17 protein-coding genes are annotated in these 23,019 nt (G+C 61.6%); 4 read left to right on the plus strand and 13 right to left on the minus strand.

The window, feature by feature from the left end; translation table 11 throughout:
* Nucleotides 1-6: 6 nt before the first annotated feature.
* From C9383_RS05685 to C9383_RS05725, 9 genes are all read right to left on the minus strand, one after another.
* Nucleotides 7-1,305: an acetyl-CoA C-acetyltransferase gene (locus tag C9383_RS05685; RefSeq protein ID WP_090370643.1), complete on the minus strand. Its 1,299-nt coding sequence runs from the start codon at nt 1,303-1,305 to the stop codon at nt 7-9.
* On the minus strand, nt 1,302-2,192 hold the full coding sequence (locus C9383_RS05690) for a MaoC/PaaZ C-terminal domain-containing protein (RefSeq protein ID WP_090370641.1): 891 nt from the start codon (nt 2,190-2,192) through the stop codon (nt 1,302-1,304). Before C9383_RS05690 ends, C9383_RS05685 begins: the two co-directional genes overlap by 4 nt.
* Before the next feature lie 3 nt (nt 2,193-2,195).
* Entirely contained in the window at nt 2,196-3,539 is a 1,344-nt protein-coding gene (locus C9383_RS05695) for a 3-oxoacyl-ACP reductase (RefSeq protein WP_090370639.1), read from the minus strand.
* Nucleotides 3,540-3,593: 54 nt separating this feature from the next.
* Nucleotides 3,594-6,119: an acyl-CoA dehydrogenase gene (locus C9383_RS05700; RefSeq protein WP_090370636.1), complete on the minus strand. Its 2,526-nt coding sequence runs from the start codon at nt 6,117-6,119 to the stop codon at nt 3,594-3,596.
* A gap of 301 nt (nt 6,120-6,420) precedes the next feature.
* On the minus strand, nt 6,421-7,866 hold the full coding sequence (locus C9383_RS05705; RefSeq protein WP_090370634.1) for an outer membrane protein transport protein: 1,446 nt from the start codon (nt 7,864-7,866) through the stop codon (nt 6,421-6,423).
* A gap of 116 nt (nt 7,867-7,982) precedes the next feature.
* Nucleotides 7,983-8,468, minus strand: a complete 486-nt coding sequence (gene praB, locus C9383_RS05710) for an alkane oxidation protein activator PraB (protein ID WP_090370631.1) — start codon at nt 8,466-8,468, stop codon at nt 7,983-7,985.
* 135 nt (nt 8,469-8,603) lie between these two features.
* Nucleotides 8,604-9,098: an alkane oxidation protein activator PraA gene (gene praA, locus C9383_RS05715; RefSeq protein ID WP_090370630.1), complete on the minus strand. Its 495-nt coding sequence runs from the start codon at nt 9,096-9,098 to the stop codon at nt 8,604-8,606.
* Nucleotides 9,099-9,229: 131 nt separating this feature from the next.
* Nucleotides 9,230-10,510 carry an alkane 1-monooxygenase gene (locus tag C9383_RS05720; protein ID WP_090370628.1) on the minus strand — a complete coding sequence of 427 codons (1,281 nt, stop codon included), beginning with the start codon at nt 10,508-10,510 and terminating at the stop codon, nt 9,230-9,232.
* 318 nt (nt 10,511-10,828) lie between these two features.
* Nucleotides 10,829-11,827: an alpha/beta fold hydrolase gene (locus C9383_RS05725; protein ID WP_174554039.1), complete on the minus strand. Its 999-nt coding sequence runs from the start codon at nt 11,825-11,827 to the stop codon at nt 10,829-10,831.
* A gap of 277 nt (nt 11,828-12,104) precedes the next feature.
* Here C9383_RS05725 and C9383_RS05730 point away from each other — a divergent pair, with 277 nt between their 5' ends.
* Genes C9383_RS05730 through C9383_RS05740 form a run of 3 tightly spaced genes read left to right on the plus strand, consistent with a single transcriptional unit; the run spans nt 12,105 to nt 15,388 of the window.
* Complete coding sequence (locus C9383_RS05730) at nt 12,105-13,643, plus strand: flavin-containing monooxygenase (RefSeq protein WP_090370623.1); 1,539 nt, start codon at nt 12,105-12,107, stop codon at nt 13,641-13,643.
* Nucleotides 13,640-14,530: an SDR family NAD(P)-dependent oxidoreductase gene (locus C9383_RS05735; protein ID WP_090370621.1), complete on the plus strand. Its 891-nt coding sequence runs from the start codon at nt 13,640-13,642 to the stop codon at nt 14,528-14,530. Before C9383_RS05730 ends, C9383_RS05735 begins: the two co-directional genes overlap by 4 nt.
* Before the next feature lie 15 nt (nt 14,531-14,545).
* A complete protein-coding gene (locus tag C9383_RS05740; RefSeq protein WP_060752598.1) occupies nt 14,546-15,388 on the plus strand; it encodes a metal-dependent hydrolase in 843 nt (280 codons plus the stop codon).
* Here the strand turns inward: C9383_RS05740 and C9383_RS05745 are convergent.
* Complete coding sequence (locus tag C9383_RS05745; RefSeq protein ID WP_090370619.1) at nt 15,385-17,460, minus strand: PTS sugar transporter subunit IIC/EAL domain-containing protein; 2,076 nt, start codon at nt 17,458-17,460, stop codon at nt 15,385-15,387. The genes C9383_RS05740 and C9383_RS05745 overlap by 4 nt on opposite strands.
* 291 nt (nt 17,461-17,751) lie before the next feature.
* On the opposite strand from C9383_RS05745, the gene C9383_RS05750 reads away from it, so the two are divergent.
* Complete coding sequence (locus C9383_RS05750; RefSeq protein WP_060752596.1) at nt 17,752-18,030, plus strand: hypothetical protein; 279 nt, start codon at nt 17,752-17,754, stop codon at nt 18,028-18,030.
* Nucleotides 18,031-18,082: 52 nt separating this feature from the next.
* Here C9383_RS05750 and C9383_RS05755 read toward each other — a convergent pair whose 3' ends face one another.
* Genes C9383_RS05755 through tssM form a run of 3 tightly spaced genes read right to left on the minus strand, consistent with a single transcriptional unit; the run spans nt 18,083 to nt 23,009 of the window.
* On the minus strand, nt 18,083-18,925 hold the full coding sequence (locus tag C9383_RS05755; protein ID WP_090370617.1) for a serine/threonine-protein kinase: 843 nt from the start codon (nt 18,923-18,925) through the stop codon (nt 18,083-18,085).
* The gene (locus tag C9383_RS05760; protein WP_090370615.1) at nt 18,922-19,653 is read right to left on the minus strand and encodes a PP2C family protein-serine/threonine phosphatase; all 732 of its coding nucleotides are present in this window, start codon (nt 19,651-19,653) and stop codon (nt 18,922-18,924) included. The genes C9383_RS05755 and C9383_RS05760 overlap by 4 nt, the downstream gene beginning before the upstream one ends.
* Nucleotides 19,650-23,009 (minus strand): type VI secretion system membrane subunit TssM, encoded by a 3,360-nt coding sequence (gene tssM, locus C9383_RS05765; RefSeq protein WP_090370613.1) that lies wholly within the window; start codon nt 23,007-23,009, stop codon nt 19,650-19,652. The genes C9383_RS05760 and tssM overlap by 4 nt, the downstream gene beginning before the upstream one ends.
* Between the last annotated feature and the right edge of the window lie 10 nt (nt 23,010-23,019).

Raw genomic sequence — 23,019 nt, forward strand, 5'->3', positions numbered from 1 at the left:
ACAGCGCTATTTTTCGACGATCGCAGTAATGCCCAGCCCGCCCGCCGCACAAATCGAAATCAAACCGCGCCCGCCGCCGTTCTGATCGATCATTTTAGCCAACGCCGCCAATTGCCTGCCGCCCGTGGCGGCAAATGGGTGGCCACAGCCCAGCGAGCCACCGTTGACGTTCATCTTGGCGCGGTCAACGCTGCCCAACGGCGCGTCCAGGCCCAGGCGCTCGCGGCAGTAATCGGCGTCTTCCCAGGCTTTGAGGGTGCACAACACCTGGGCAGCGAAGGCTTCGTGGATCTCGAAGAAATCGAAATCGGCAAAGCTCAGGCCCTCGCGCTGGAGCATGCGCGGCACGGCATAGGCCGGGGCCATCAGCAGGCCCTCGGTGCCGTCGACAAAATTCACTGCCGCCGTTTCGCCGGTGCGCAGATAGGCCAACACCGGCAGGCCCCGTTCGGCGGCCCAGGCTTCACTGGCCAGCAGCACCACCGAGGCGCCGTCCGTCAATGGCGTGGAGTTGCCCGCCGTGAGGGTGCCGTTCTGGCGGTCATAGGCCGGGGCGAGCCCGGCGAGTTTTTCCAGGCGGGTGTCGGCGCGCAGGTTGTTGTCCCGCGTGAGCCCCCGATAGGGGCTGATCAAATCGTCGAAAAAGCCGCGTTTGTAGGCCGCGTCCAACCGCTGATGGCTGGTGAGGGCCAATTCATCCTGGGCCAGGCGCTTGATCTGCCAGCGTCTGGCCATTTCTTCGCAGTGCTCGCCCATGGACAAACCGGTGCGCGGCTCGCCGTTGCGCGGCAGCAATGGCTTGAAGAACATCGAGGGGCGGACCTTGAACAGCGCCTTGGCCTTGTCGCCCAGGCTTTTGCCCCGGTTGGCCGCGAGCAAGGTATGCCGCAAGGACTCATTGATGCCGATGGGCGCGTCGGAGGTGGTGTCGGAACCACCGGCAATGCCCACGTCGATCTGGCCCAGGGCAATTTTATTGGCCACCAGCAAGGCGGCTTCAAGGCCGGTGCCGCAGGCTTGCTGCACGTCGTACGCAGGGGTTTGCGGCGACAGCGTGGTCGACAGCAAGGACTCGCGCGCCAGGTTGAAATCCCGCGAATGCTTGATCACCGCGCCGGCGGCAAACTCGCCCAGACGCTGGCCATGCAGGTTGTAGCGGTCGACCAGTCCTTGTAACGCAGCCACCAGCAGGTCCTGGTTGCTGTCGTGGGCGTACACCGTGTTGGAGCGGGCGAACGGAATACGGTTGCCGCCGATAATCGCCACGCGGCGGGTCGGGGCCGGATTGAAGCTGTAGTCACTCATCGACAGGTCTCATTCCAGATAAACAAGCCGCGCATATGCGGTTTATCGCCGGCGAAATTGCGCACTTCAAACTCGCGGCGTGGGCCGCTCACGGGGTGGCTCCACAGAACGACCTGGCCGGGCAGGAAGATCGGTAACTTGAAGTCGCAATCGGCTTGCGCCTGGTCCACGCCACCGGGCGGTTGCTGCGCGGCCAGGGCTCGGCCCAGGGTCCACATGCCGTGGGCGATGGCGCGGCGGAAACCGAAGAGCCTGGCACCGATCACCGAGGTGTGAATCGGGTTGAAGTCCCCCGATACCTGAGCAAAGCGTCGGCCCAGGTCGGCGGGCAACACCCAACGCTGGGTGCGCAACAGGCCCTCTTCCTGCAACGGCAACCCGTCAGTCCAGGGCTCGCCGACGGGGTTGTGCACGTCGCGGCGCAGGTACAGGCTGTCGCTTTCCCACACCAGCGTGCCGGCACTGTAGGCACGGGTGGCAATGCTCAGCGCCTGCCCCTTGGGGTGGGCGACCCAGCGCTCGCAGTACACCTCCAGGCGCAGGGCCTGGCCCTCCGCCAGCCGCTGATGCTGCCGAATGCGGTTGGCCAGATGCACCATGCCGCTGGCCGGGTAGGGAAAACTCGGCCGAGTCAGCAGCAGCAAATGCAAGGGAAACGCCAGCACGTGGGGATACGACAGCGGCACGCCCTGCTCGCGGCGAAAACCGCAGGCGCGGCCGTAGGCGGCAATGCCGCTGGCGGACAATTCCACGGCTGAGCGCACCAGCCGCTCCTGGGGCAACAACGGGGCGCCATCGAGCGTGGGTTTGCGCAAGGCGCGCAGGCCGCCCAGCAACAGCTGGGTGCGGGTCGGCGGCGGGTCGATGATCTGTGTCACGTAGTCCATGGCTCAAGCCCCCAGCAGGCTTTGCCCGCACACACGTACGACTTGGCCGTTGACCCCGCCCGAGGCCGGGTGGGCCAGCCAGGCGATGGTCTCGGCCACGTCAATTGGCTGGCCGCCCTGGGACAGCGAGTTCATGCGCCGCCCCGCTTCGCGGATCATCAGCGGGATCTTCGCCGTCATCTGGGTTTCGATAAACCCGGGCGCGACGGCGTTGACCGTCACCTGCTGCGCGGCCGCGCGCGAGGCCAAGCCCTGCACCAGGCCAATCACGCCAGCCTTGGAGGTGGCGTAATTGCTTTGCCCCAGGTTGCCGGCTATCCCGGATATCGACGAGACACAAACAATGCGCCCGCCCGCCTTCAAACCCTGGCTTTGCAGCAACGCCTCACTGAGTTGCAGGGGCGCTTGCAGGTTGACCGCCAGCACCTCACGCCAGGCGGTTTCGGTCATCTTGGCGATGGTCTTGTCGCGGGTGATCCCGGCGTTGTGCACCACCACGTCAAAGGCACCGTATTGACTGGCATGCGCCTGCAACAAGGCGGCCGCATCGGCGGCGGTGATGTCCAGCGGCAACGCCGAGCCGCCCACGCTGCCGGCCGCCTGCTGCAGTGCGTCCTGGGCCTGGGGGACGTCGACGCACACGACATGGGCACCGTCGCGGGCCAGCACTTGGGCAATGGCCAGGCCGATCCCGCGTGAGGCGCCGGTAACCAGGGCGCGACGACCGGCAAAGGGCTTTTCCCAATTGACGGTGACGTGCCCTTCCACCGGCTTCTCCAGGCGTACCACCTGCCCCGACACATAGGCCGAACGGCGTGACAGAAAGAAACGCAGGCTGCTGTCGAGCGCCTCTTCAGCGCCCGGCGCGACGTAAATCAATTGCACGGTGATGGCCCGCCGCAGTTCCTTGGCCAGGGAACGCACCAGCCCTTCCAGGGCTCGTTGGGCGATGGCCTGGGGCAAATCGCTGCAATGTTCCGGCGCCGTGCCGAGCACCACCACCCGACCGTGATGGCCGAGGCGCTTGGCATTGGCGTGGAAGAACAGGTAAAGCTCATCGAGTTGCTCGACATCCACCACACCACTGGCGTCGAACACCGCGCCCTGCACCTTGAGCGTGGACGGCGCCTGGAGGGTCGCCGGGGTGGCGACGACTGTGTCAGTGGTGCTGAAGATCTGTTGCACCTGTGGCGCCAGGCGCCCGGCCCCGGCGACGATCACCGGGTTGGCCAGGCCAGGCTGGCCGCTGCGATGGCGTTGCAGCGGCAACGGTTGCGGCAGGCCAATGGCCTGGGCCAGGCGACGCCCCCAGGACGAATTGACGAATGAAAGGTAGCTGTCACTCATATCGGTACTCACTCACTTGCTCTGTAAACGCGGCCCCACACTGGCCGCATTCGCCTAGTTGACCGGGGCGTTTTCGTTTTGGGCGGTGCGGCGCCTGGCCTTGGGTTCCAACGCCTGCTGGCGCTGCTGCAAGGCTTCCAGCAAGCCGAAGTCCTGCGGGAAGTCGTCGACCTGGATGCCGTGGTCGGCGTATTCCACATAACGCCCGAGCAAGGCGTCTTCGTCGTCGCTGATCAGGTCCAGCGCCCGCGCTTTGACGCGCCAGGCGGTAAAGGCGGTGGTGGAAATCGGCATCGGCTCGATCAGACCCTGCTTGACGGCAGACTTGAGGCGCGCGTCGATCAGCTCTACCTGCGGCAGCAAACGGAAGCCCAGTTCGCCATAGGCCAGCTTGTCGATTTCCGGCCGAGGGATGTAGGAATTGGCCAACAGACGGTCACGGGTTTCGCCGGGGGTCTGCACCACCTCAGCCACCTGTGCCAGCAAACGGTCCGAAGGTTTGCGCAGGGGAATACCGAAGGGGAAACTCAAGCCTCGCACCACCCGTGCGGCCGCTTTCGAAGGGTAATTATCGAGCACTTCGGCCAACGCTTCGTGGGCGCGCAGCAACGCATCCTGGGCAGCCCAATGCACCAGCGGCAGGTCGGCCTGGGGCCGGTCATCATCTTCAAAACGTTTGAGCACGCAGGACAAGATGTACAGCTGCGACAGAATGTCCCCCAGGCGCCCGGTGATACTTTCCTTGCGCTTGAGGGCACCGCCCAGCACGCCCATGGAAATGTCCGAGATCAGCGCCAGCACCACCGACAGCCGGTTGGCCTGCCGGTAGTAGGACGCCAGCGCCGGGTCGGTCTTGGCCGGTGCAGCAATCAGTCGCCCGCCCGTCAGCGAATGCACGGCGGCGCGCACGGTGTTGGCCAGCACAAAGCTCAGATGGCCGAACATCGCACTGTCGAACGCTTCCAGCGCCTTGCGCCGGTCCGAGTGGTGCGCCGCTTCCATCTCGCGGAACACGTAGGGATGGCAACGGATCAGGCCCTGGCCGAAGATGATCAGGCAGCGAGTCATGATGTTCGCCCCCTCCACCGTGATCGCAATCGGGCTCTGCTGGTAGGCGCGGGCCAGGAAGTTGTTCGGCCCCATGCAGATGCCCTTGCCGGCGACGATGTCCATGCCGTCGTTGACGATCATCCGCGCCCGTTCGGTGACGTGGTATTTGGCGATGGCCGAAATCACCGAAGGTTTCTCGCCGGCATCCAGGGATGCCACCGAGACCTTGCGCACGGCGTCGCAGGCATACAAGTGCCCGGCCATGCGCGCCAAGGGTGCCTGTACGCCTTCGAACTTGCCGATCGGCAAACCGAACTGCTTGCGCATCGCCGCATAGGCGGTGGTGCCGCGCACCGCGACCTTGCCCAGGCCGACGTTAGCCGAAGGCAAGGAAATCGCGCGGCCGGCGGCCAGGCATTCCATCAACATGCGCCAGCCATTGCCGACTTGTTCGCGTCCGCCGATCACCCACTCCAGCGGGATGAACACATCCTTGCCGGTGGTCGGACCGTTCTGGAAGACCGCGTTGAGTGGCCAGTGACGACGACCACTGTTCACCCCCGGATGAGCCGTCGGAATCAATGCGCAGGTGATCCCCAACGAGCCCGGCTGGCCGAGCAGCCCGTCCGGGTCTTCGGCGCGAAATGCCAGGCCCAGCACCGTGGCGATCGGGCCCAGAGTGATGTAGCGCTTGTCCCAGGTCACTTTGAAACCCAACACCTCCTCGCCCTCGTGCACGCCTTTGCAGACGACCCCCAGGTCCGGAATCGCCCCGGCGTCGGAGCCGGCGTAAGGGCTGGTCAGTGCAAAGCAGGGAATGTCTTCGCCCCGCGCCAGACGTGGCAGGTAATAGTTGCGCTGGGCATCGGTGCCGTAATGCAGCAGCAATTCCGCCGGGCCGAGGGAGTTGGGCACCATCACCGAAATCGCCGCCGCCGAGCAGCGCGTCGACAACTTCATCACCACCTGGGAATGGGCGTAGTGGGAGAAGCCTTTGCCGCCGTACTGCTTGGGAATGATCATGCCGAGGAAGCCGGCGTCCTTGGTGTACTGCCAGGCTTCAGGGGACATGTCCTGCCAGACCTGGGTGGTTTCCCAGTCGTTGGCGATGTCACACAGGGTTTCGACCTCGTTGTCGAGGAAGGCTTGCTCTTCGGCGCTCAGGCGCGCCGGTGCCGCGTTGAGCAGGCGCGCCCAATTGGGTTTGCCACTGAACAACTCGGCGTCCCACCACACAGTACCGGACTCGATGGCGGCGCGCTCTGTGTCGGACATCGCCGGCATGATCGTACGAAACAGCTCCAGCGCCTTGCTCGACAACAAGCTGCGGCGCAGCGGCTTGAGGCTCATCAACAAGGCGGGTAACACCACCAGCACCGCCGCGACGGTGGCGCCGAAGCCTGCCACCGCGTTGAACAGGTAACCCATCGCCAGCCAGACCAGGCCAGCGCCAAGCCAAACCGCAGCGGCGGCTTGTCGATATGCCAGGGCAATCGCTGCTGCGACACCTATCAATAACCAGATAACCATGGGGGATACCTCTACTTGATCCAGAACAACTCGATTCAGGGCAGGCTGTTGCACGGCAGATCGAAATGAGCTGCTGCGTAAAGCCACACTACAAACTTGAAAAGACAAATTCAAATTTTGTTTTGAAATTTTTATTTAATCGTTTGGCGAAAAAATACCAGGCTGAACACGTCAGCCTTTCAGGTTATAAAGGAAAATATCAGGACCATCACAAGGGCCAACCGCCCAATCCGACGACAGTGTGGAGCCGAGCCTCTAGATGCGCTGGACGCCCTGCCCCACGACTGCCGTGCCAGACGCTTTAGAACTTGTAGGTGGCCGACAGGCTGACCACATCACCAGACGACTCGGCCTTGCCATCCAACTGCGCGGCTCCGAGGCGATCCACGTTCTTGGTCCTCAGGTTGACCTTCTCGACGAACTGGTGCGAATACGCGGCATCCACCGACAGGCCAGGCACGGCCTTGATGTCATAACCGGCACCGAACGCCAGGAAGTAGCGGTCACCATCAGGAATCCGTGGGTCTCGGGTTGAATTGCGGGTGGGGGTCTGGTCGTACGCCACACCGGCACGCAGGGTCAGTTCGTCGGTGGCTTTGTAATCGCCGCCAATCGACGTCATCCAGGCGTTCTTGTAGTTGTAGGGAATAGCGACAATCGTCGAACCTTGCGACTTGAGCGTCAGGTCCTGGAACGAAGACCATTCGGTCCACATCACGCTCACACCCAACGCCCAGCGGTCATTGAACTGGTGCACCCAGTCAACGGCGGCGGTCGCCGGAATGTCCAGCTGAGTACTGGCATGCGCGCCATCCGGGAACAGCTTGAGGCCGGGATAAGCCATTTCAACCAGGGTTTCGCCGTTTGGACCGATCGGGTTGGTCATGGCGTTGCGGCCAATGGCATCCGTGTAAATGTTGTATTTACCGGTCATCTTGTTTTTGATCTTGGCGTGATAGTTCAGGCCCAGTGTGTCTTGCAGCGTCGGCTTCCAGACAATGCCGCCAAACCAGCCCACTGAACTGTTATCGACTTTCACACGCATCAGTGAATGCCCGACACCGGTTGGAAAACCAGTGCCTCCCAGCCCGGGAGAAACGTCCGCAGCCGCCAGCAAGTCAATGTTCTGGCTGACAAAGCCTTGGCTGCGCTGATAGATCAGGCCGGCACCCACCGAGAACTCATCATTGACTTTGAACGAGAGGGAGCCTGTGAGGCCGACCGTTTCGATTTTGGTGTCGACCGCGAAATCGCGCAGCTTCGAGTTCTGATCCCAAGTGGTTTTCATGCCCTGGGGTACCACCTGGCTCAGGCCAAAGGCGAACCGGTCGCCGATGGGCACCACCAGAAAGCCGGTCGGCAGCCAGGCGGTAAAGCCACCTTGCCCGCCATTGTTGGTATTGAGAGCCGGATCGCCCAAGGTCCCTTGATCATCCAGAACCGGCGTATTGGTCACCGGGTTGCCGTTGTGGTCAAAAGCCTGGCCGGAGTATTTGATCTTGACCCGAGCATAATCGACCGTCTGCTGCGCAATGGTGGAGTCGATGAACGCCATTGCCGCCGGGTTGTTGTAGGCCGCACTCGGATCGTTCTTGAACAGTGAACCGCCCCCGAATGCACGCCCCCAACCCGGTGCGCCGTAGGTAGGCGTAGAAAACCCGCCCGCCTCGACCGGCCCCGTGGTCATCAGGCCGCCCAGCAAGGCCAGCCCCAGTAACGTGTGAGCGTGTGGTTTCTTATTATTCATGCGGTACTCCTTATTATTATCTACGCCCGGCCCCTGCCGGTGTTCGGTACCCGAACAGGCGCCTCTGGCGAGGCGCCTGTGTGTACCGGGGGTGATCAGCCCTCAGGAGTTACGGTTTACGGGTTCACCGTCAGCGTTGGCGCTGCCACGCTCAGGGAAACTACGGTGCAGTTGCCGGAAAGCGCCTGGTTGGCCGCAGACAGGGTTTTGCTGCTCGGGTTCCAGGCCACCGCAATGGTGGTAGGGCCGCAGTTGGTGGCAGGGATCGAGGAGATTTTGTAGCCGACGTTGGTCACGGTACCGGTGGTGCCCGTCGCCGCAGTCAGCACCCATGGCAGGTTGGTCAGCGTCGGCAACGCGCACAGGCCGCCACCGGTCAGGGTTGCGCCGTTGATGGAAGCCACGCCACCGCTGACGTTGCCGGTGAAGGTAATCCCGCAGGTCACCGCAGCCCCGAAGGAAGATGGCGATTTCACAACGATGGTGCCGGCGCTGGTAGAGAACGGACCGTCTGGGGAAACCGAAGCCGCACTGGCCATCGAAGCCGCGCCAAAGCACATTGCAAAAGAAGTTGCACAAACGAGGGTTTTCAAGCTTTTCATTGTTTTTCCTCACATGTTATGGCGAAGTCATTTCGCCAGGGGTAATGGCCATGAACGAGAGGTCACGGTGAAACTGCAGAACTTCCCTTTCCAGCCAAATCTCAATTCGATTACCACCGCATCTTTCGACTGTGTTTATTCAACCACTTTGAAGTTGGGCGGCATCTTGATCGACACCGTCTTGATCTTGCAGTCCTCGCCGATCGGCACGTTGGCGGCTTCCAACTTGCCGGTGGCGTTATCCCAGGTGCCGTTGGCGGTCGAAGGACCGCACTTGCCGCCCAGGCCGAAGGCGTGCACATCCACGCTGATCTTCGACATGGAACCGCTTTGGGTATCTTTGGCGACCAGGATCCAGGGCAAGTTGATGGCTTCGACACGGCTGCATTTAAGGCCGCCATCGAACTCAACTTTGTCGACGTTCACCGACGCACCATCGGCCGCCACTTTGCCGGCCACCTTGATGGTGCAGTCGGCGCTGATCAGGGCGCCCTTGGAAAAGCTGATCGGGCCTTGGGCCGTGAAGGCGCTGCCCGCAGGCTCGATACGGGCAGCCTGGGCCTGTTGGTAGACAATCAGGCCGAGGGCGGCCAGCACGATATGAGTGGTGAACTTGGCAGCTGTTTGCATGGTGCAGGTCCTTCCCTTGAAATTATTTTTGTTCGGGTCAAACAACTCACTTGCATTCAATCTTTAAACTTTGGGCGATCGGAACCTGCGCAATACCTGGATCCCGAGTCAGCCCGACGACAAGGTTGCTATCAGAACGGTGCCGTACCGTTCGCGTATTTCTCCAAATACTTCAGGCGTTTTGACGGCTGAAGATTGGTCAGGTGGATATCGCCGCCGTAATGATTCAGCACTCGATGATCCATGCGACGGCGCCACAAGTACGGCACATAAGCCCAGACAATCATGCTCGCGTATCCATAAGGCAGTTGCGGTGACTCATCGAAGTGACGTAACGACTGATAACTGCGTGTGGGGTTGGCATGGTGATCGGAGTGCCGTTGCAGTTGGAACAGAAAGATATTGGTGACAATCCGATTACTGTTCCACGAGTGCCGAGGCGAACAGCGCTCATAACGGCCGTTGGGCAACTTCTGGCGTTTAAGGCCGTAGTGTTCGACGTAGTTCACCACTTCCAGCAACGAGAACCCGTAGACACCCTGGATGATCAGGAAAGGAATCACGGCGACGCCAAGCCACACAATCATCGCGCCCCACAACACCACGCTGTACAGCCACGCGCTGAGGACAGCGTTCTTCCAATGCAAGGCCGGCAAGCCGAGTTTGCGCAAGCGCTCGCGCTCCAGGTTCCAGGCCGAGCGGGCGCTGAACCAAACCGAGCGTGGCAGGAACGCCCAGAAGCTCTCACCCAGGCGCGAGCTGGCCGGGTCTTCGGGGGTCGCGACCCGCACGTGGTGGCCGCGGTTGTGTTCGGTGTAGAAGTGCCCGTAGAACGTCGGCGCCAGGGTCACCTTGGCGAGAAACACTTCCAGGGGTTTGGGTTTGTGCCCCAACTCGTGGGCGGTATTGATCGCAATGCCGGTGGCGGCGCCGGTGGACAGTGCCATGCCCAGATAAGTGAACCAACTTACCGATCCATGCAGCTGCGTGCGTGCAGTGAGGTAGCTGGCGGCCTGGGCCGGCCAGCTCGACGGGTCGAGGTGCGCGGTGGCCTGCAACAGGCCGCCCTGAATGATCCAGTCGATACCGCCCGCCGCCAGCCAACCGGTGATCACCACCGAAGCAATGACGAACACGACGCCGGTGTAAACGATCCAGCGGTAATAGCTTTGCGATTCAAGGTGGTTGACGGCGGATTCAGGCGGGTTGCTGACATCTTCACCCAGCAGGCCATCGATCAACGGGATCAGGCCGAAGATGACCAGGACACCGACCCACCACAGTTGTTGCACACCGGTGGTGATGGCCAGCGCACCAGAGAGCAATGGGGTAGCCAGAGGCATGATGCCAAGCCACCACAAGTGGCGCTTGCCGTCGGTCCAGACGTTGGAAGTGGCCAGGGACTGATTCATGGCAACCTCCGTACGAGACCGGTGGCGGGGGTGACAAATCGAGCGGACAACAGGTTCACGGAGCGCAGACTGCCCCGGAAAACCAACCATGCGATAAAAGGCGTTTTTTTCATTATTTTATTCGCTCTTAGGCATTTCAAAAATTGTTTCAAATTAGATATTGAAATAATTTTTTTAAATAAATAGCGCGGAATCGTTAGGTCGTCAACTAATTTCTAAGGGCCTTTTGGACGTGACCGAGCAGTCCCTTTTCCGGCTCCCGGGTCAGGTGTCTAGGGCAAGCATTGACGCCGCCGAACCGCAGGTTCGATTGCAAAATTATTGACTCGCCAGGGCAAACGGCGGATGCAGCACCGTGGCGCTTTGCAGTGGCCGCACGCGTTTGGCGATCTGCTCCACCACCGCAGCGACCCGCTCGGTAGCGGTGATCGGCAACATATGGCCACGCCCTTCCACCACCTGCAGTTTCAGCCCTGGCACCTTGCTGGCCAGGGCCTGGCCGTGCTTCTGGAAGTCGAGCACCTTGTCCCGCGCACCATAGATCAACCCGATGGGCAGGCTCAGTTGCGGGTAGCGCTTGACCATATCCGGCAGGTCATCGTTGACCCGATTGATCTCGGTAGAAGCGGCGTAGAAGTTGTCGGGACGCATGCCCAGCAACCCGCCACCGCGTGTGGCGAAATCCGTAGGCGGAGCATCCGGAGCAAACACCCCGTTGACCACCGCCCTCTGGGTCAGCAGGCCGATGGGCATCGTCAGGGTGTGCGACAGCCAACGACGCAACCAGGCCGGGCGCACCGCCAATGACAGGAACACCGGCGGCAACATACGTTGCGGATGGGTCAGCGGTGCCACGAGGACCAGGCCGCTGACCGCATGGGGATGATCGAGCGCCAGCGCCAGGGCGATCGCGCCGCCCAGGGAATGCCCAAGCACCAGTGGTTTATCCAGGTCCAGGGTCTTGATGAACGCGGCTATTTGTCGAGCCTGGGCCGGCAGGTCCGGCGCGGTACCGCTATGCCGGGTGGAATAACCCGAGCCCGGGCGATCGAGCGTGATCACCCGAAAACGCTCACGCAACTGGCCGGACAAGGCGTAGGTCAGGTTGCGGCTGCTGCCCATCAGCCCGTGAATCATCACCAGCGGTGGGCCTTTGCCTTCTTCTACATAATGAAAGCGCTCGCCATCGACCTCCACGAAACGCCCGTTGATCGGAACAGCCGCTTCAATACGCCGGGTCATCCAGGCGCTGAAACCCCATAACACAACGCTTGCCCCCACACACACAGCCGCAGCGACAACCCATTCGACAGCCATAGCTCGGTCCTCTGCTTCCCTGCTGCTGGCGACCCGACCGGTATTGATCAAGGCCTCAGCCATCGTCCACACCCTGGACTTGAACCTCATGCAGACCCTACTCGTCCGTCGGACAAAGTCGGACCTGCGCAACAAGGTCCTAGCGTAAGCGATATTTTCAGGTAGATTATTTAAAATCTTTTTTAAAATAATTAATTCAATTTTCCTTTGCAATGGTGTTCTATCCAAAAGACACAACAAAAACAGGAGCACAACCGATGCCCACGAAGGACAAGCTATGAATGCCTACAGCGACGCCATCGATATCGCCATCATCGGCTCAGGGTTCGCCGGGCTGTGCATGGCGATCAAACTCAAGGAGGCCGGGGTCACCGACTTCCTGATCGCCGAGCAAGCCGAGACCCTCGGCGGCACCTGGCGTGACAACCATTACCCTGGCTGCGCCTGCGACGTGCAGTCCCATGTGTACTCGTTTTCCTTTGCCCCCAACCCGGACTGGACCCGGCAATTTGCCCCGCAGCCGGAGATCCGCGCGTACCTGGAGCATTGCGCCCGGCGTTATGAGCTGGCGTCCTTCCTGCGTTTTGGCATGGGCCTGCAACGCGCCGTGTTCGATGAACAGCAGCAACGCTGGCAGCTCAGCTTCAGCAATGGACGACACATCAATGCGCGCGTGCTGATTTCGGGCATGGGCGGCCTGTCGCGCCCGGCGCTGCCGGATATTCCCGGGCTGGACAGCTTCAAAGGCAAGCGCTTCCACTCCCAGCAGTGGGACCACGCCTATTCATTGCGGGGCAAGCGCGTGGCGGTGATCGGCACCGGGGCCAGCGCCATTCAGTTCGTACCGCAGATCGCGCCGCTGGTGGCTCATCTGCAGCTGTTTCAACGCACACCGCCGTGGATCATGCCCAAACCGGACCGAAACATTTCGCGCTTCGAGCGCTGGGCGTTCAAGCACCTGCCGTTCACGCAGCGGCTGGTGCGCGGCGCGTATTATTGGGCGCTGGAAGGGCGTGTGCTCGGCTTCGCCCGGCACCCGCGCCTGATGAAAATGGTGCAGAAAATCGCCCTGCGCCACCTGCACAAACAAGTCACCCGCCCTTCCCTGCGCAAAACCCTGACGCCGGATTACACCATCGGCTGCAAGCGCGTGCTGATCTCCAACGACTATTACCCGGCGCTCTCGCGCAGCAATGTCGAGGTCATCACCGACAGTGTGCTGCGTATCGAAGCCGACGGCGTGATCACCCGTGACGGTATCAAGCACCCGGCCGATTGCCTGATCTTTGGCACCGGTTTCCAGGCCACCGACCCATTGCCTCGGGACTGCATCATCGGCCGCGACGGGATCGACCTGATGGACACCTGGCGCGAGGGCGCCCATGCCTACAAAGGCACCACCGTGCCGGGCTACCCGAACCTGTTCCTGATCGTCGGCCCCAACACCGGGCTGGGCCATAACTCGATGATTCTGATGATCGAGGCCCAGGTCAGCTACATCCTCGATGCCCTCAAGCAGATGCGGCGTCATCACATCGCCACAGTGGACATCAAGCCCGCCGTCGAAGATGCCTATAACCGTCGGTTGCAGGACAAGCTCAAGCGCACCATCTGGAACACCGGTGGCTGCCGCAGCTGGTACCTCGACCCGCGTACCGGCAAGAACACCACCTTGTGGCCCGGTTCGACCTGGCGCTTTAAACAGGTGACCCGCCAATTCGCGCTCAAGGATTACGTCACCCATCCGATCGCGACCAGCCCCTCCCTCCATCCGGTTCCAGCGCCCCACTCCCGCGCAGAAGGCAGCCTGTCATGAAGTCATTCAACGGCCGCGTGGCGGCAATCACCGGCGCGGCATCCGGCATGGGCCGCGCATTGGCCTTGGCCCTGGCGCGGGAAGGCTGCCACCTGGCACTCGCCGATAAGAACAGCCAGGGCCTGGAGCAGACACTGGCGCTGGTCCGGACCTCGAACTCGTCGCCGGTGACGGTCACCACGCAGGTGCTGGATGTGTCCGATCGCCAAGCGATGGAGGCCTGGGCCGACCGTTGCGTCGCCGACCATGGACAGGTCAACCTGATCTTCAACAATGCCGGGGTGGCGCTGTCGAGCACCGTCGAAGGCGTGGACTACGCTGACATGGAGTGGATCGTCAACATCAACTTCTGGGGCGTGGTGCACGGCACCAAGGCGTTTCTGCCGCACCTCAAAGCCAGCGGCGATGGGCATGTGATCAACACTTCCAGCGTATTCGGCTTGTTCGCCCAGCCCGGCATGAGTGGCTACAACGCCACCAAGTTCGCCGTGCGCGGCTTTACCGAAGCCTTGCGCCAGGAACTTGACCTGCAGCGTTGCGGCGTCTCGGCCACCTGCGTGCACCCCGGCGGCATCCGCACCGACATCTGCCGCAGCAGCCGTATCGACGCCAACATGACCGGCTTTCTCATCCACAGCGAACAACAGGCCCGCGCCGATTTTGAAAAGTTGTTCATCACCGACGCCGATCAGGCTGCCAAGGTGATTTTGCACGGCATCCGCAAAAACAAACGCCGCGTGCTGATCGGCCGTGACGCCTACTTCCTCGACCTGCTCGCCCGTTGCCTGCCGGCGGCCTATCAAGCGCTCGTGGTCGTCGCCAGCAAACGCATGGCCCCCAAGCCACGCAGGCCGGTGTTTGAAACCAACGACGAGCCCCGTCACTGAACAGGAGAACGCACCATGCTGCCGATCCGCCGCGATATCCGTTTTGCCTTGCCTGCCGAGCGCATCAAGAACTGGCATGAACAAGGCCCGTTCATCACCCACTTCTTCAATGCCTTGTCATTGTTGTTTCCTCAGGGCGAGCTGTTTTTCATGGACAGTGTGCGCCACTACCGCTCACAGATTGAAGATCCCGCCTTGAAGGCCGAGATCCAGGGATTTATCGGCCAGGAGGCGATGCACAGCCGCGAACACGTGGCCTACAACGATCTGCTGCAAGCGGCCGGGTTGCCGGCACACACCCTCGACCGTCGTCTCAAATTCATCCTCGACCTGCAGAAAAAACACCTGCCGCCTTCGTTCAACCTGGCGGTGACCATCGCCCTTGAGCACTACACCGCGATGCTTGCGGAGATTCTGCTCAGCGACCCGTCGCGCTTTGGCGACTCGCTCAAGGGCTACCAGCAAATGTGGTATTGGCACGCCTTCGAAGAAACCGAACACAAGGCGGTGGCGTTCGATGTGTGGAACGCAGTGATCAAGCCCGGCCCACTGCGCTACCTGTTGCGCACCGGCACCATGCTTACCACGACGGTGCTGTTCTGGTTGGTGGTGTTTGATTTTCACCTGCGCCTGCTGCTGGCCGATCGCACCTCAGGCGGGCACTTGAAGGGTTTCTGGCGCATGCTCAAGTTTTTGTACGGTCCCAAAGGGGTGTTCCCGCGCATGCTGCGGCCATGGCTGCATTACTTCAAACCGGGCTTTCACCCCTGGGATCACGACAACCGCGCACGCCTGGCGGGCATCGATAACCTGCTCGACGAGATAGAACGCACGCGACGCGGTTACGAATCGGCCTAGACCTGCGCCAAAGTTTCGCGTTCGCGCACGAAATCCGGCATCTGATCGCTGGGCAGCGCTTTGCTGAAATACCAGCCCTGGACAAACAATTCAGTGCCGGTGTTCAGGAAGGCCAACTGCTCGGCGGTCTCCACGCCCTCGACCACGACGCCCAGGTTCAGCGCCTCGCAGAAACGCAACATGCCGGTCAGCACCTGGGCCCCCTTGGGGTCGCGTTGGGCGACGACAAAACTGCGATCGATCTTGATGAAGTCCACGGGAAACTGGTGCAGGTAACTCAACGCCGAAAACCCGGTACCAAAGTCATCGATATACACCTTGGCGCCTATCGATTGCAGTTTCTGGATGGTCTGGCGCGTGGCCTGGATATCACCGACCAATGCGTCTTCAGTAATTTCCACTGACACTCGCCCATGAGCCTGGGCAAGGATCTGCACCAGGCGATCACCATAGGCGGCGTGCGTCAGGGTCGAGCTGGAAATATTAATGGTCATCGGCAACTCGAAGCCAACCTTCTTCCATTGCTGATACTGGCGCACGGCCTGGGACGCCACCCAGACGTCCACATCCGGCATCAGCCGTGCCTGCGCCAGCCATTGCAGGAACTCCCAGGGGGAATGCACCACGCCCTGGTTGTCGCGGGCACGCATCAAGGCTTCGCAACCGGTGCACAGGCCGGTACGGATGGAGACCTGGGGCTGGAACTCCAAGTAGAACTCGTAATCGCTGATCTGCTGAATCCGGCTGAACTCCACCGCCTGGCGCGCTGCGCTGCGATGGGACGCCAGCACGGGGTCCAGCTCCAGCAAGCGGCCTTTTTCCTCGAGGCCGCGAAAAGTCATGTCCAGCGACTTGAGGTACACCGTACCGCTTTCATTGGCCTGGCGATGCATTGCCCGCACATACGGCGCATACACCAGAGTGCCGAGCCCCAGCAGTGCCAGTTGCAACACCACCGCGCCGATGTCGCCATGGGTACTCAGGTAGGCATTGAGCAATACCGGTGCGGTCAACGGCACGCTGGCCACCGCCGGCGATACCCAGCCCATCTGCACCACCACCAGGGCCACCATGGCGTTGAGCGCAGGCGCCAGCAGGAAGGGGATGAACAGACGCGGGTTGAGGATGATCGGCAATCCAAACAGCAGCACCTCGCTGACGTTGAACAACGACAGCGGCAAACTGGCAATCGCCAGCAGGCGCACGGTGTGGCTCTTGGAAAACAGCAGGATCGCAAACAGCAGGCACAACGCCGCGCCCGAGCCGCCGATAAATGCGAAACACCCCAACAGCCCGCTGTTGAGCAGGTATCGGCTGGGCTCCCCCGCCGCCAGCGACGCACCGTTGAGCACTACGGCCTGGTCCAGGACATCGAACAGCGGCTGCATGGCATACACTCCGTGAATGCCGAAAAACCACAACAACGAATTCATCATCGTGACGAACAACCCGCTGCCGTAGGGCGTTTGCAGCGCATCGAGCACCTGGGGCCCCTGGAGTTGCCCGACATAGGGAATCTGCAGCAAAGACGACAACACCAGCACCAATGACAGCGCCGTGATTGCACCCGGTAGCACCATGTTGATAGTGCCCTTGAGGTTGTGCCCCACCAGGTCCTCGTTGACCAGGCGCGTCCAACGAAAGCGGTGCAACCAGGCGATGGCCGGCACATTGATCAACGGTGACGCAATCGCGATGAACAGCACGAAGGTCGCCGAAGCCCGGGGATAATCACTCAGCACGAACGTGGCCACTACCACATGGGCAAGGCACAGGAAAGCGACCGGCAGCTGTGGCAGGCGATACTGAATGGCCAGCATGTACCCGATGGATGCGGCCACCAACAAGGGGATAACCGAGCTGATCTGGTTGTGCACCCCCGATAGAAAGCCCACTACTTGTGAGCTGAACCCCAGCACACTGGCGCACTCGGACAGGATCAGGAAGCCGGCGGACACCAGCAGGCACGGCAGGATCCACAGCAACCCCTCACGAATCGCGCGCAATGAATCCGTACTGGCCAGGGCCGCCAGGCGCTGAGTAAGGAAAAGCTTGAACAGCGTTTGCGCCATGACCCGTCCCTCTGCCTGTGACTCGCTGCAACGCTACACGTCCTGATGGCGGAAGCGAAAGCCTTTTGCCACTTATCCAGGGGCATTTTGGCGGTGGAAGCCCATCAGTTACGCCAATTTCCAGATGAATAATAGGAACTTTCCGACATAACCTGCTCCCTAAACTGATCTGAGTCGGTATCATCCGCGCCGTTCTGCGCATTAATGGATGTTGCAGACCGGATGAAAACCGGGCTACCCACTCAAGGATGTTGTCTGGAACGGAAGCAGGCACTCAGGAGAAGTTTTACCATGCAAGACAAACGCCCAAACCCTATGCGCCCGATCTTTGTCACCATGGTGCTGTGGCTGTGCAGCGTAGCGTTGCTGTTCATCATCAAAAACGTCATTGAAATCTTTACCGGCCCAGTCGCTGAAACCTGGATAGACCTGACCCTGGTGCTCACGGCCTACCTGATGTTTTTCCTGCTGGCGCCCTTGCAAAACTGGATACGCCGCAAGGCCCAGAAACGCGCTCGACGTCATCTCAGCCGGCCCTCCCCTGATATCGAGCCGCGTCGTTCTCACTAAGGGGCCCCCTCTTGTCAGCCCAGTTGTATGACGTGACCGTTTGCCCCCTACCCTAGAGGCACCAGCAAGACCGCCTGCGGCCGAAGGCCTCGCGCAACTCAGCTGCCGTCACACTGCGCCGCTCGGGGCTCGTAGCCAACGCACAGCGCAGTGCAGGCCAGCAATGCCCAGGCAGTTGCCTGGGCCGGGTCAGCTTGGCGATGCAGCTGCGCTCACCCAGACGTTGGCCATGGGCCAGTTCATACAACACGCACGCGACACCGTACACATCGGCAGCAGCCGTCAACGCGCCACCGGCCAGCAGCTCCGGGGCCGCGTACGCGGGCGTCCAGGCGTTGAAACGGTCGCGGCTGAGACTCGGCAAACCCGCCTTCGCCCATGCCGGCGTATAACCCAGGCCAAAATCGAATAAACGCACCCCGTCTTCACCGACCATGACATTGGCCGGTTTCACATCCCCATGCAGTATGTTTTGCTGATGGATATAGACCAGCGCATCCAGCAACTGGATGGCCAAGGGTTGCAGCTCCCGCCAGGGCAAACCCTGCGGGCATTCCAGCAACAACCGATCCAGGGTCATGCCGTGCAGCCACTCCATGGTAAAGAACGCGACCTGGCTGTGGGTGTCGACCTCGAACGAAAACATGCGCACCACACGGTCGTGACGCAGGCTGCGTGTCAACGCAAACTCGCTGAACAACAGCACATGTGCATCGGGGCACGCCGAAAAAGTCTCATCCAGCCGCTTGAGCGCAACCCTGGAGCAGGGCTCACCAAACTGCTCGTGCAACAGGTCTCGTGCGCCATACACCACGCCCATCCCGCCCCGCCCCAACACGCGCTCAAGGTGATAGCGCCCCACGAGCAGGCCGGGAGGGGTCGACGCGGCGTTCAAGATTGCACCACGACAGCGGTCAGGTCATCCGCCGTTGGCCGGCACGACGCCCTGGCAAACAAGTGGTCCACCGCCTGCCGGGGTGCCCCCAGGCTCAACGCACATCCCAGGTCACCATGGCTGAGTGCCTGGTACAGACCGTCGCTGCACAATAAAAATACATCGCCTGGGCGGGTGCTGAGTTCCAGCACCTCAAGCTGCAACCGCGAACGCGCGCCCACGGCGCGGGTCAAGGCCCTGGCATCGGGGTGAGCCTGGGCTTGCGCCACGCTCAACAGGCGCTCATCCATCAGGCGCTGCGCCAGGGAATGGTCCCTCGACAACTGGTAAAGACTCTTATCGCGCCACAGATAACAGCGACTGTCACCCGCCCAGATACAGGCCGCACGCCCGTGCTCAAGCAACAGTGCAACCACGGTGCTGCCCATCATGACGTCGCCGCCCGTGGCGGGCGCCATTCGCACATCGCCCAACCGTTGATTGACGTCTTGCAAACGTTGGCGAAGCGCGCCAACCCGTCGGTCAAGGTCACCCTCGGCCGACATTGCCGCCAGGCTGCTGACCACCCACTGGCTGGCGACCTCGCCATGGCGATAGCCGCCCATGCCATCCGCCACAGCCCAGCAGCCTCGCTGCGGGCAGTCCAGGAAGGCGTCCTCATTGCGGGCTCGCGCTCGCCCTTGCTGCGAACGCCCGGCACTGCGCCATTGATGCTGGCCGCAGCTCATAGCTGCTCCGGTAATCGGAAAGTGCGCCAGGTATCGATTTCAAACGGCCCGGGCGTACGTTGACTGGTCAGCAAGAAGTTGGCGCGCAAGCCGGCCAGGTTCGCCTTGAACAACTGGGCGTTGCGCCCACTGGCAGGCTCTTTCTGCAACAAGTCAAACAACCTGAACAACGACCAGGCCCCGGCACTTTTTTCAAGGCCCAATGGCCGTTGCCCAGCGCCTCGTTCCAGAACCAGGCTGCTGCGACCGTTATCCGCGTCGCTCGGCCAATGGAACATCATGGGCAGGATCGGCCCGTGGCGGTACTCCAACTGCTTGTCGCCAACCCGCAGGATCGCCCGGCTGACCGACTGGTCCAGGCTATAGGGCGCCAGGGTAAACCGGACTGACAGCTCTCCCTGCTCCTCAGTGAAAAAACCGCGACGGATCACCTGGGCTTTCGTCAGTTGGTCCAACAGAAAGCGTGAGACCGGTAAGTTTTGCCCATCCATGCCCCGTAACCGGTAGCGGTTGCCGTCGGCACTGACGAAGGGTCGCAGGTAACCTTCATAAAAACGCACCAGAACGCCCTGAGGCTTGAAAAACTCATGAAAGTCGTTGAGGGCCACATCGCTGGTTGCATGGGCGTTGAACGGGTAACGCTGGCGAATCGCCCTGGCATAGAGTGGGTGCACGTCGCTCTGGTAGCGCTGGTTGACATGCGTATAGGCCTGTTCCAGCAAGTGACGCCAACTGTCATCCGCGATGCCCTCGACCCAGCCCGCCAACGGCAGCGGCAAACGGGCGGCTGCATCACGCAGCGTACCCAGTACATCCGGTTGCCCCTCCATGCGCCGCTTGACCCTGAGGAAGGCCGCTTGCTCCGGTGAGCTGTCTCGGTTGAGGGCCGCCAATTGCAGATGCAATTCGTCCAGCAAGCGCGATGCCTGAGTCAATTGCGCGCCTGGGTTTTCCTGCTCATCGAGCAATTGATGCAAGGGTTCAAAACGCCGTTGCAACGCCCGCCGCCCGGCGTCGGGAAACATCGCCTGCGCTGCCGCCGCCGAGGTCAAGGGGCCCAGCTCACCGGTTTGCTGGGCCACTTTGCCCAGAAGCTCATGCCCCGCCAGCAAACGGGTGTTTTCACGCAGTTGCAGCAACAGTTGGATCAGCGGGGATTGAGCGGAGGTCAGGTCCGCCAGCTGCTCGGCGTCCTGGCGCAGATTGTCGGTCGGCAGCAGCCTGAGTCGGCCCAGAGCGGCAGCCCAGACATCGGCATACTCACTGAAGTAGCGTTGCTGCAATTGGACCATCAACCGACGCAAATCCATGGCACCCAGATCAGTGCCCTCCCCCAATACCCAGTTGTCCTGTGCGATAGCATTCACCAGTCGCGGCCCCTGGGCCTCGAAATACTGCACATACTTTTTTGTATAGAAACCCGGAATCGGTGGGTCGATGGCGGCGAATACCTTGCCCTCGGCCAGGCGCAGCGGTTCAAGGTGGCGCGACTGCTCGCGCAGCACGCGATAAATCCCCTCCGCCAACGACTCGCCTCGCAGCTCTGCACGTGCCTGCGCCACCAACTCCTCGTTGAGATGCGCCGTGAACGGCTGTTCAAGCAAGCGCACCCAGTGCTGATTCAAGCGCGCCTGCACCGAAGCGTTGCCGGCAAAACCGGCGGCCCAATGGCCCGCCACCTGTTGCGCCAGCCAGCGGGTATCGCGCCGCTCGCGCAGGTTGAGCATCAGGTAAGCGCGCAGGTTTTCCACCAGGCGCTCCCGATCCCCAAGGCTGGCGCGTACCTGGTCTTCAAGCAGCGCCGTGACGTGGGCCAGGAGCCGCTGGTGCAACGCCTGCTCATAGGCTCGAACCAGGAGCGGGCGACTCAACTCGCCCTGATACAAACCTGCTCGCTCCACCAGCCGGGTGCCTGCCACATCCGGGAAAACCTGGGTTGCCGACAGGTGCGCATCCAACACAGCCACAAGATTCAAGGCTGCATCGCCACCCTGCGGGACGCTCGAAACTGAAGTTGCCAATGCCGCTATCTGAGCCAGGCGTTGCTGGTTCAGCGAATAGCTGTACATCCACAGCCCCCCGACCCCACAGATCACCAGCGCTGCTGCCAATGCCTGCAGACCCTGACGCCGCCGTATGCGCTGTTGCTCGTGGGCCTGCAAACCGGCGAGGTCGGCTTCGGCGAATATCACCCGGCTGAACAGGCCTTGGACAAAGTGGTTGCGCCTGCCATTGGCGCAGGTCAAGTAGAACCCTCGCAGACCATTGACGCGCTGATAGCGATGAGCGGAAAAAGCCAGCTCGATGAACAGGCAAAGGCGCTCGCCCAGGCGCGCAACCTGCTGCGGGAAACCCAGCATTTGGCCACGACGGTCGGCATTACGCTCCTGATGCAATCGAGCGATCAGTTGATCATTCAAACGTTGCAGCAACTGCTCGAACGCCAGGTGAACCTGAGCGACTTCAATACCCGTTTTGCCAGGCTCAAGTGGCTGGCCAAGCAAGCTATCGGCAGCTTCTCCCAGGGGCGAGTCGAAGAACTCAGCAAACCCCGGCAGCCGATCAGCCTGGGTCAATACCAGATAAATCGGCACATCCACATGCAGCACCTGCTGGATTTCCTGCAAACGTGAATGCACGGCTCGTGCATGCTGCTCCAGATCATGCTCACTGTCGATCGTCAGCCGCTCTACCGAAAGCGTCACCACCACGCCGTTGAGCGGCCGCGCACGGCGCCGCCACTTGAGCAGGCGCAGCAGCGCTGTCCAACCGGTCGCATCGACTGAAACGTCAGGCTGTAACAGGTAACGCCCCGGCGTATCGATGAGCACGCCTTCGTCGGCGAAGTACCAGTCACAGTGAACGCCGCCGCTCGTCGGCGTCCCCCCCGCCTGGTCGAACGGCGACGGCAAGCCGGCGGCGGCCAACAGCTGCGTCTTGCCACTGCCGCGCTCACCGATCAACAGATACCAGGGCAAGTCACGGCGCCAACGCTGGTTATGCTCGCCATAGCGCCGGGACGTCTTCAACAACTGAACGGCCTGCTTGAACCGACCGCGTACATGCCGGTGCTCCTCCTCGACCCATTTCAATGGCTGCCGGCGTGCCCGCCGCCCCGGTTTCGCGAGGCCGGCAACTTGGCCCCCGCCCGCCAGCGCCATCGCAATGCCCCACAGCAGAAACAACACACTGATGCTGACCAGCCGGGCCGCCGAACCTTGCCAGAACCGATGATCGTCCACGGCCAATAACGGCCCGATCCACCACACCACAGCAGCGCTGCACAGCACCAGTAAAAGGCTCCAGACCCAAACGGTGCCCAGCACAGCGCCCGCGCCCTTGAAGAATGCGTTCATTCATCGCTCC

It is taken from the genome of Pseudomonas palleroniana (assembly GCF_003031675.1).
GTDB classification, from domain to species: Bacteria; Pseudomonadota; Gammaproteobacteria; order Pseudomonadales; family Pseudomonadaceae; genus Aquipseudomonas; species Aquipseudomonas palleroniana.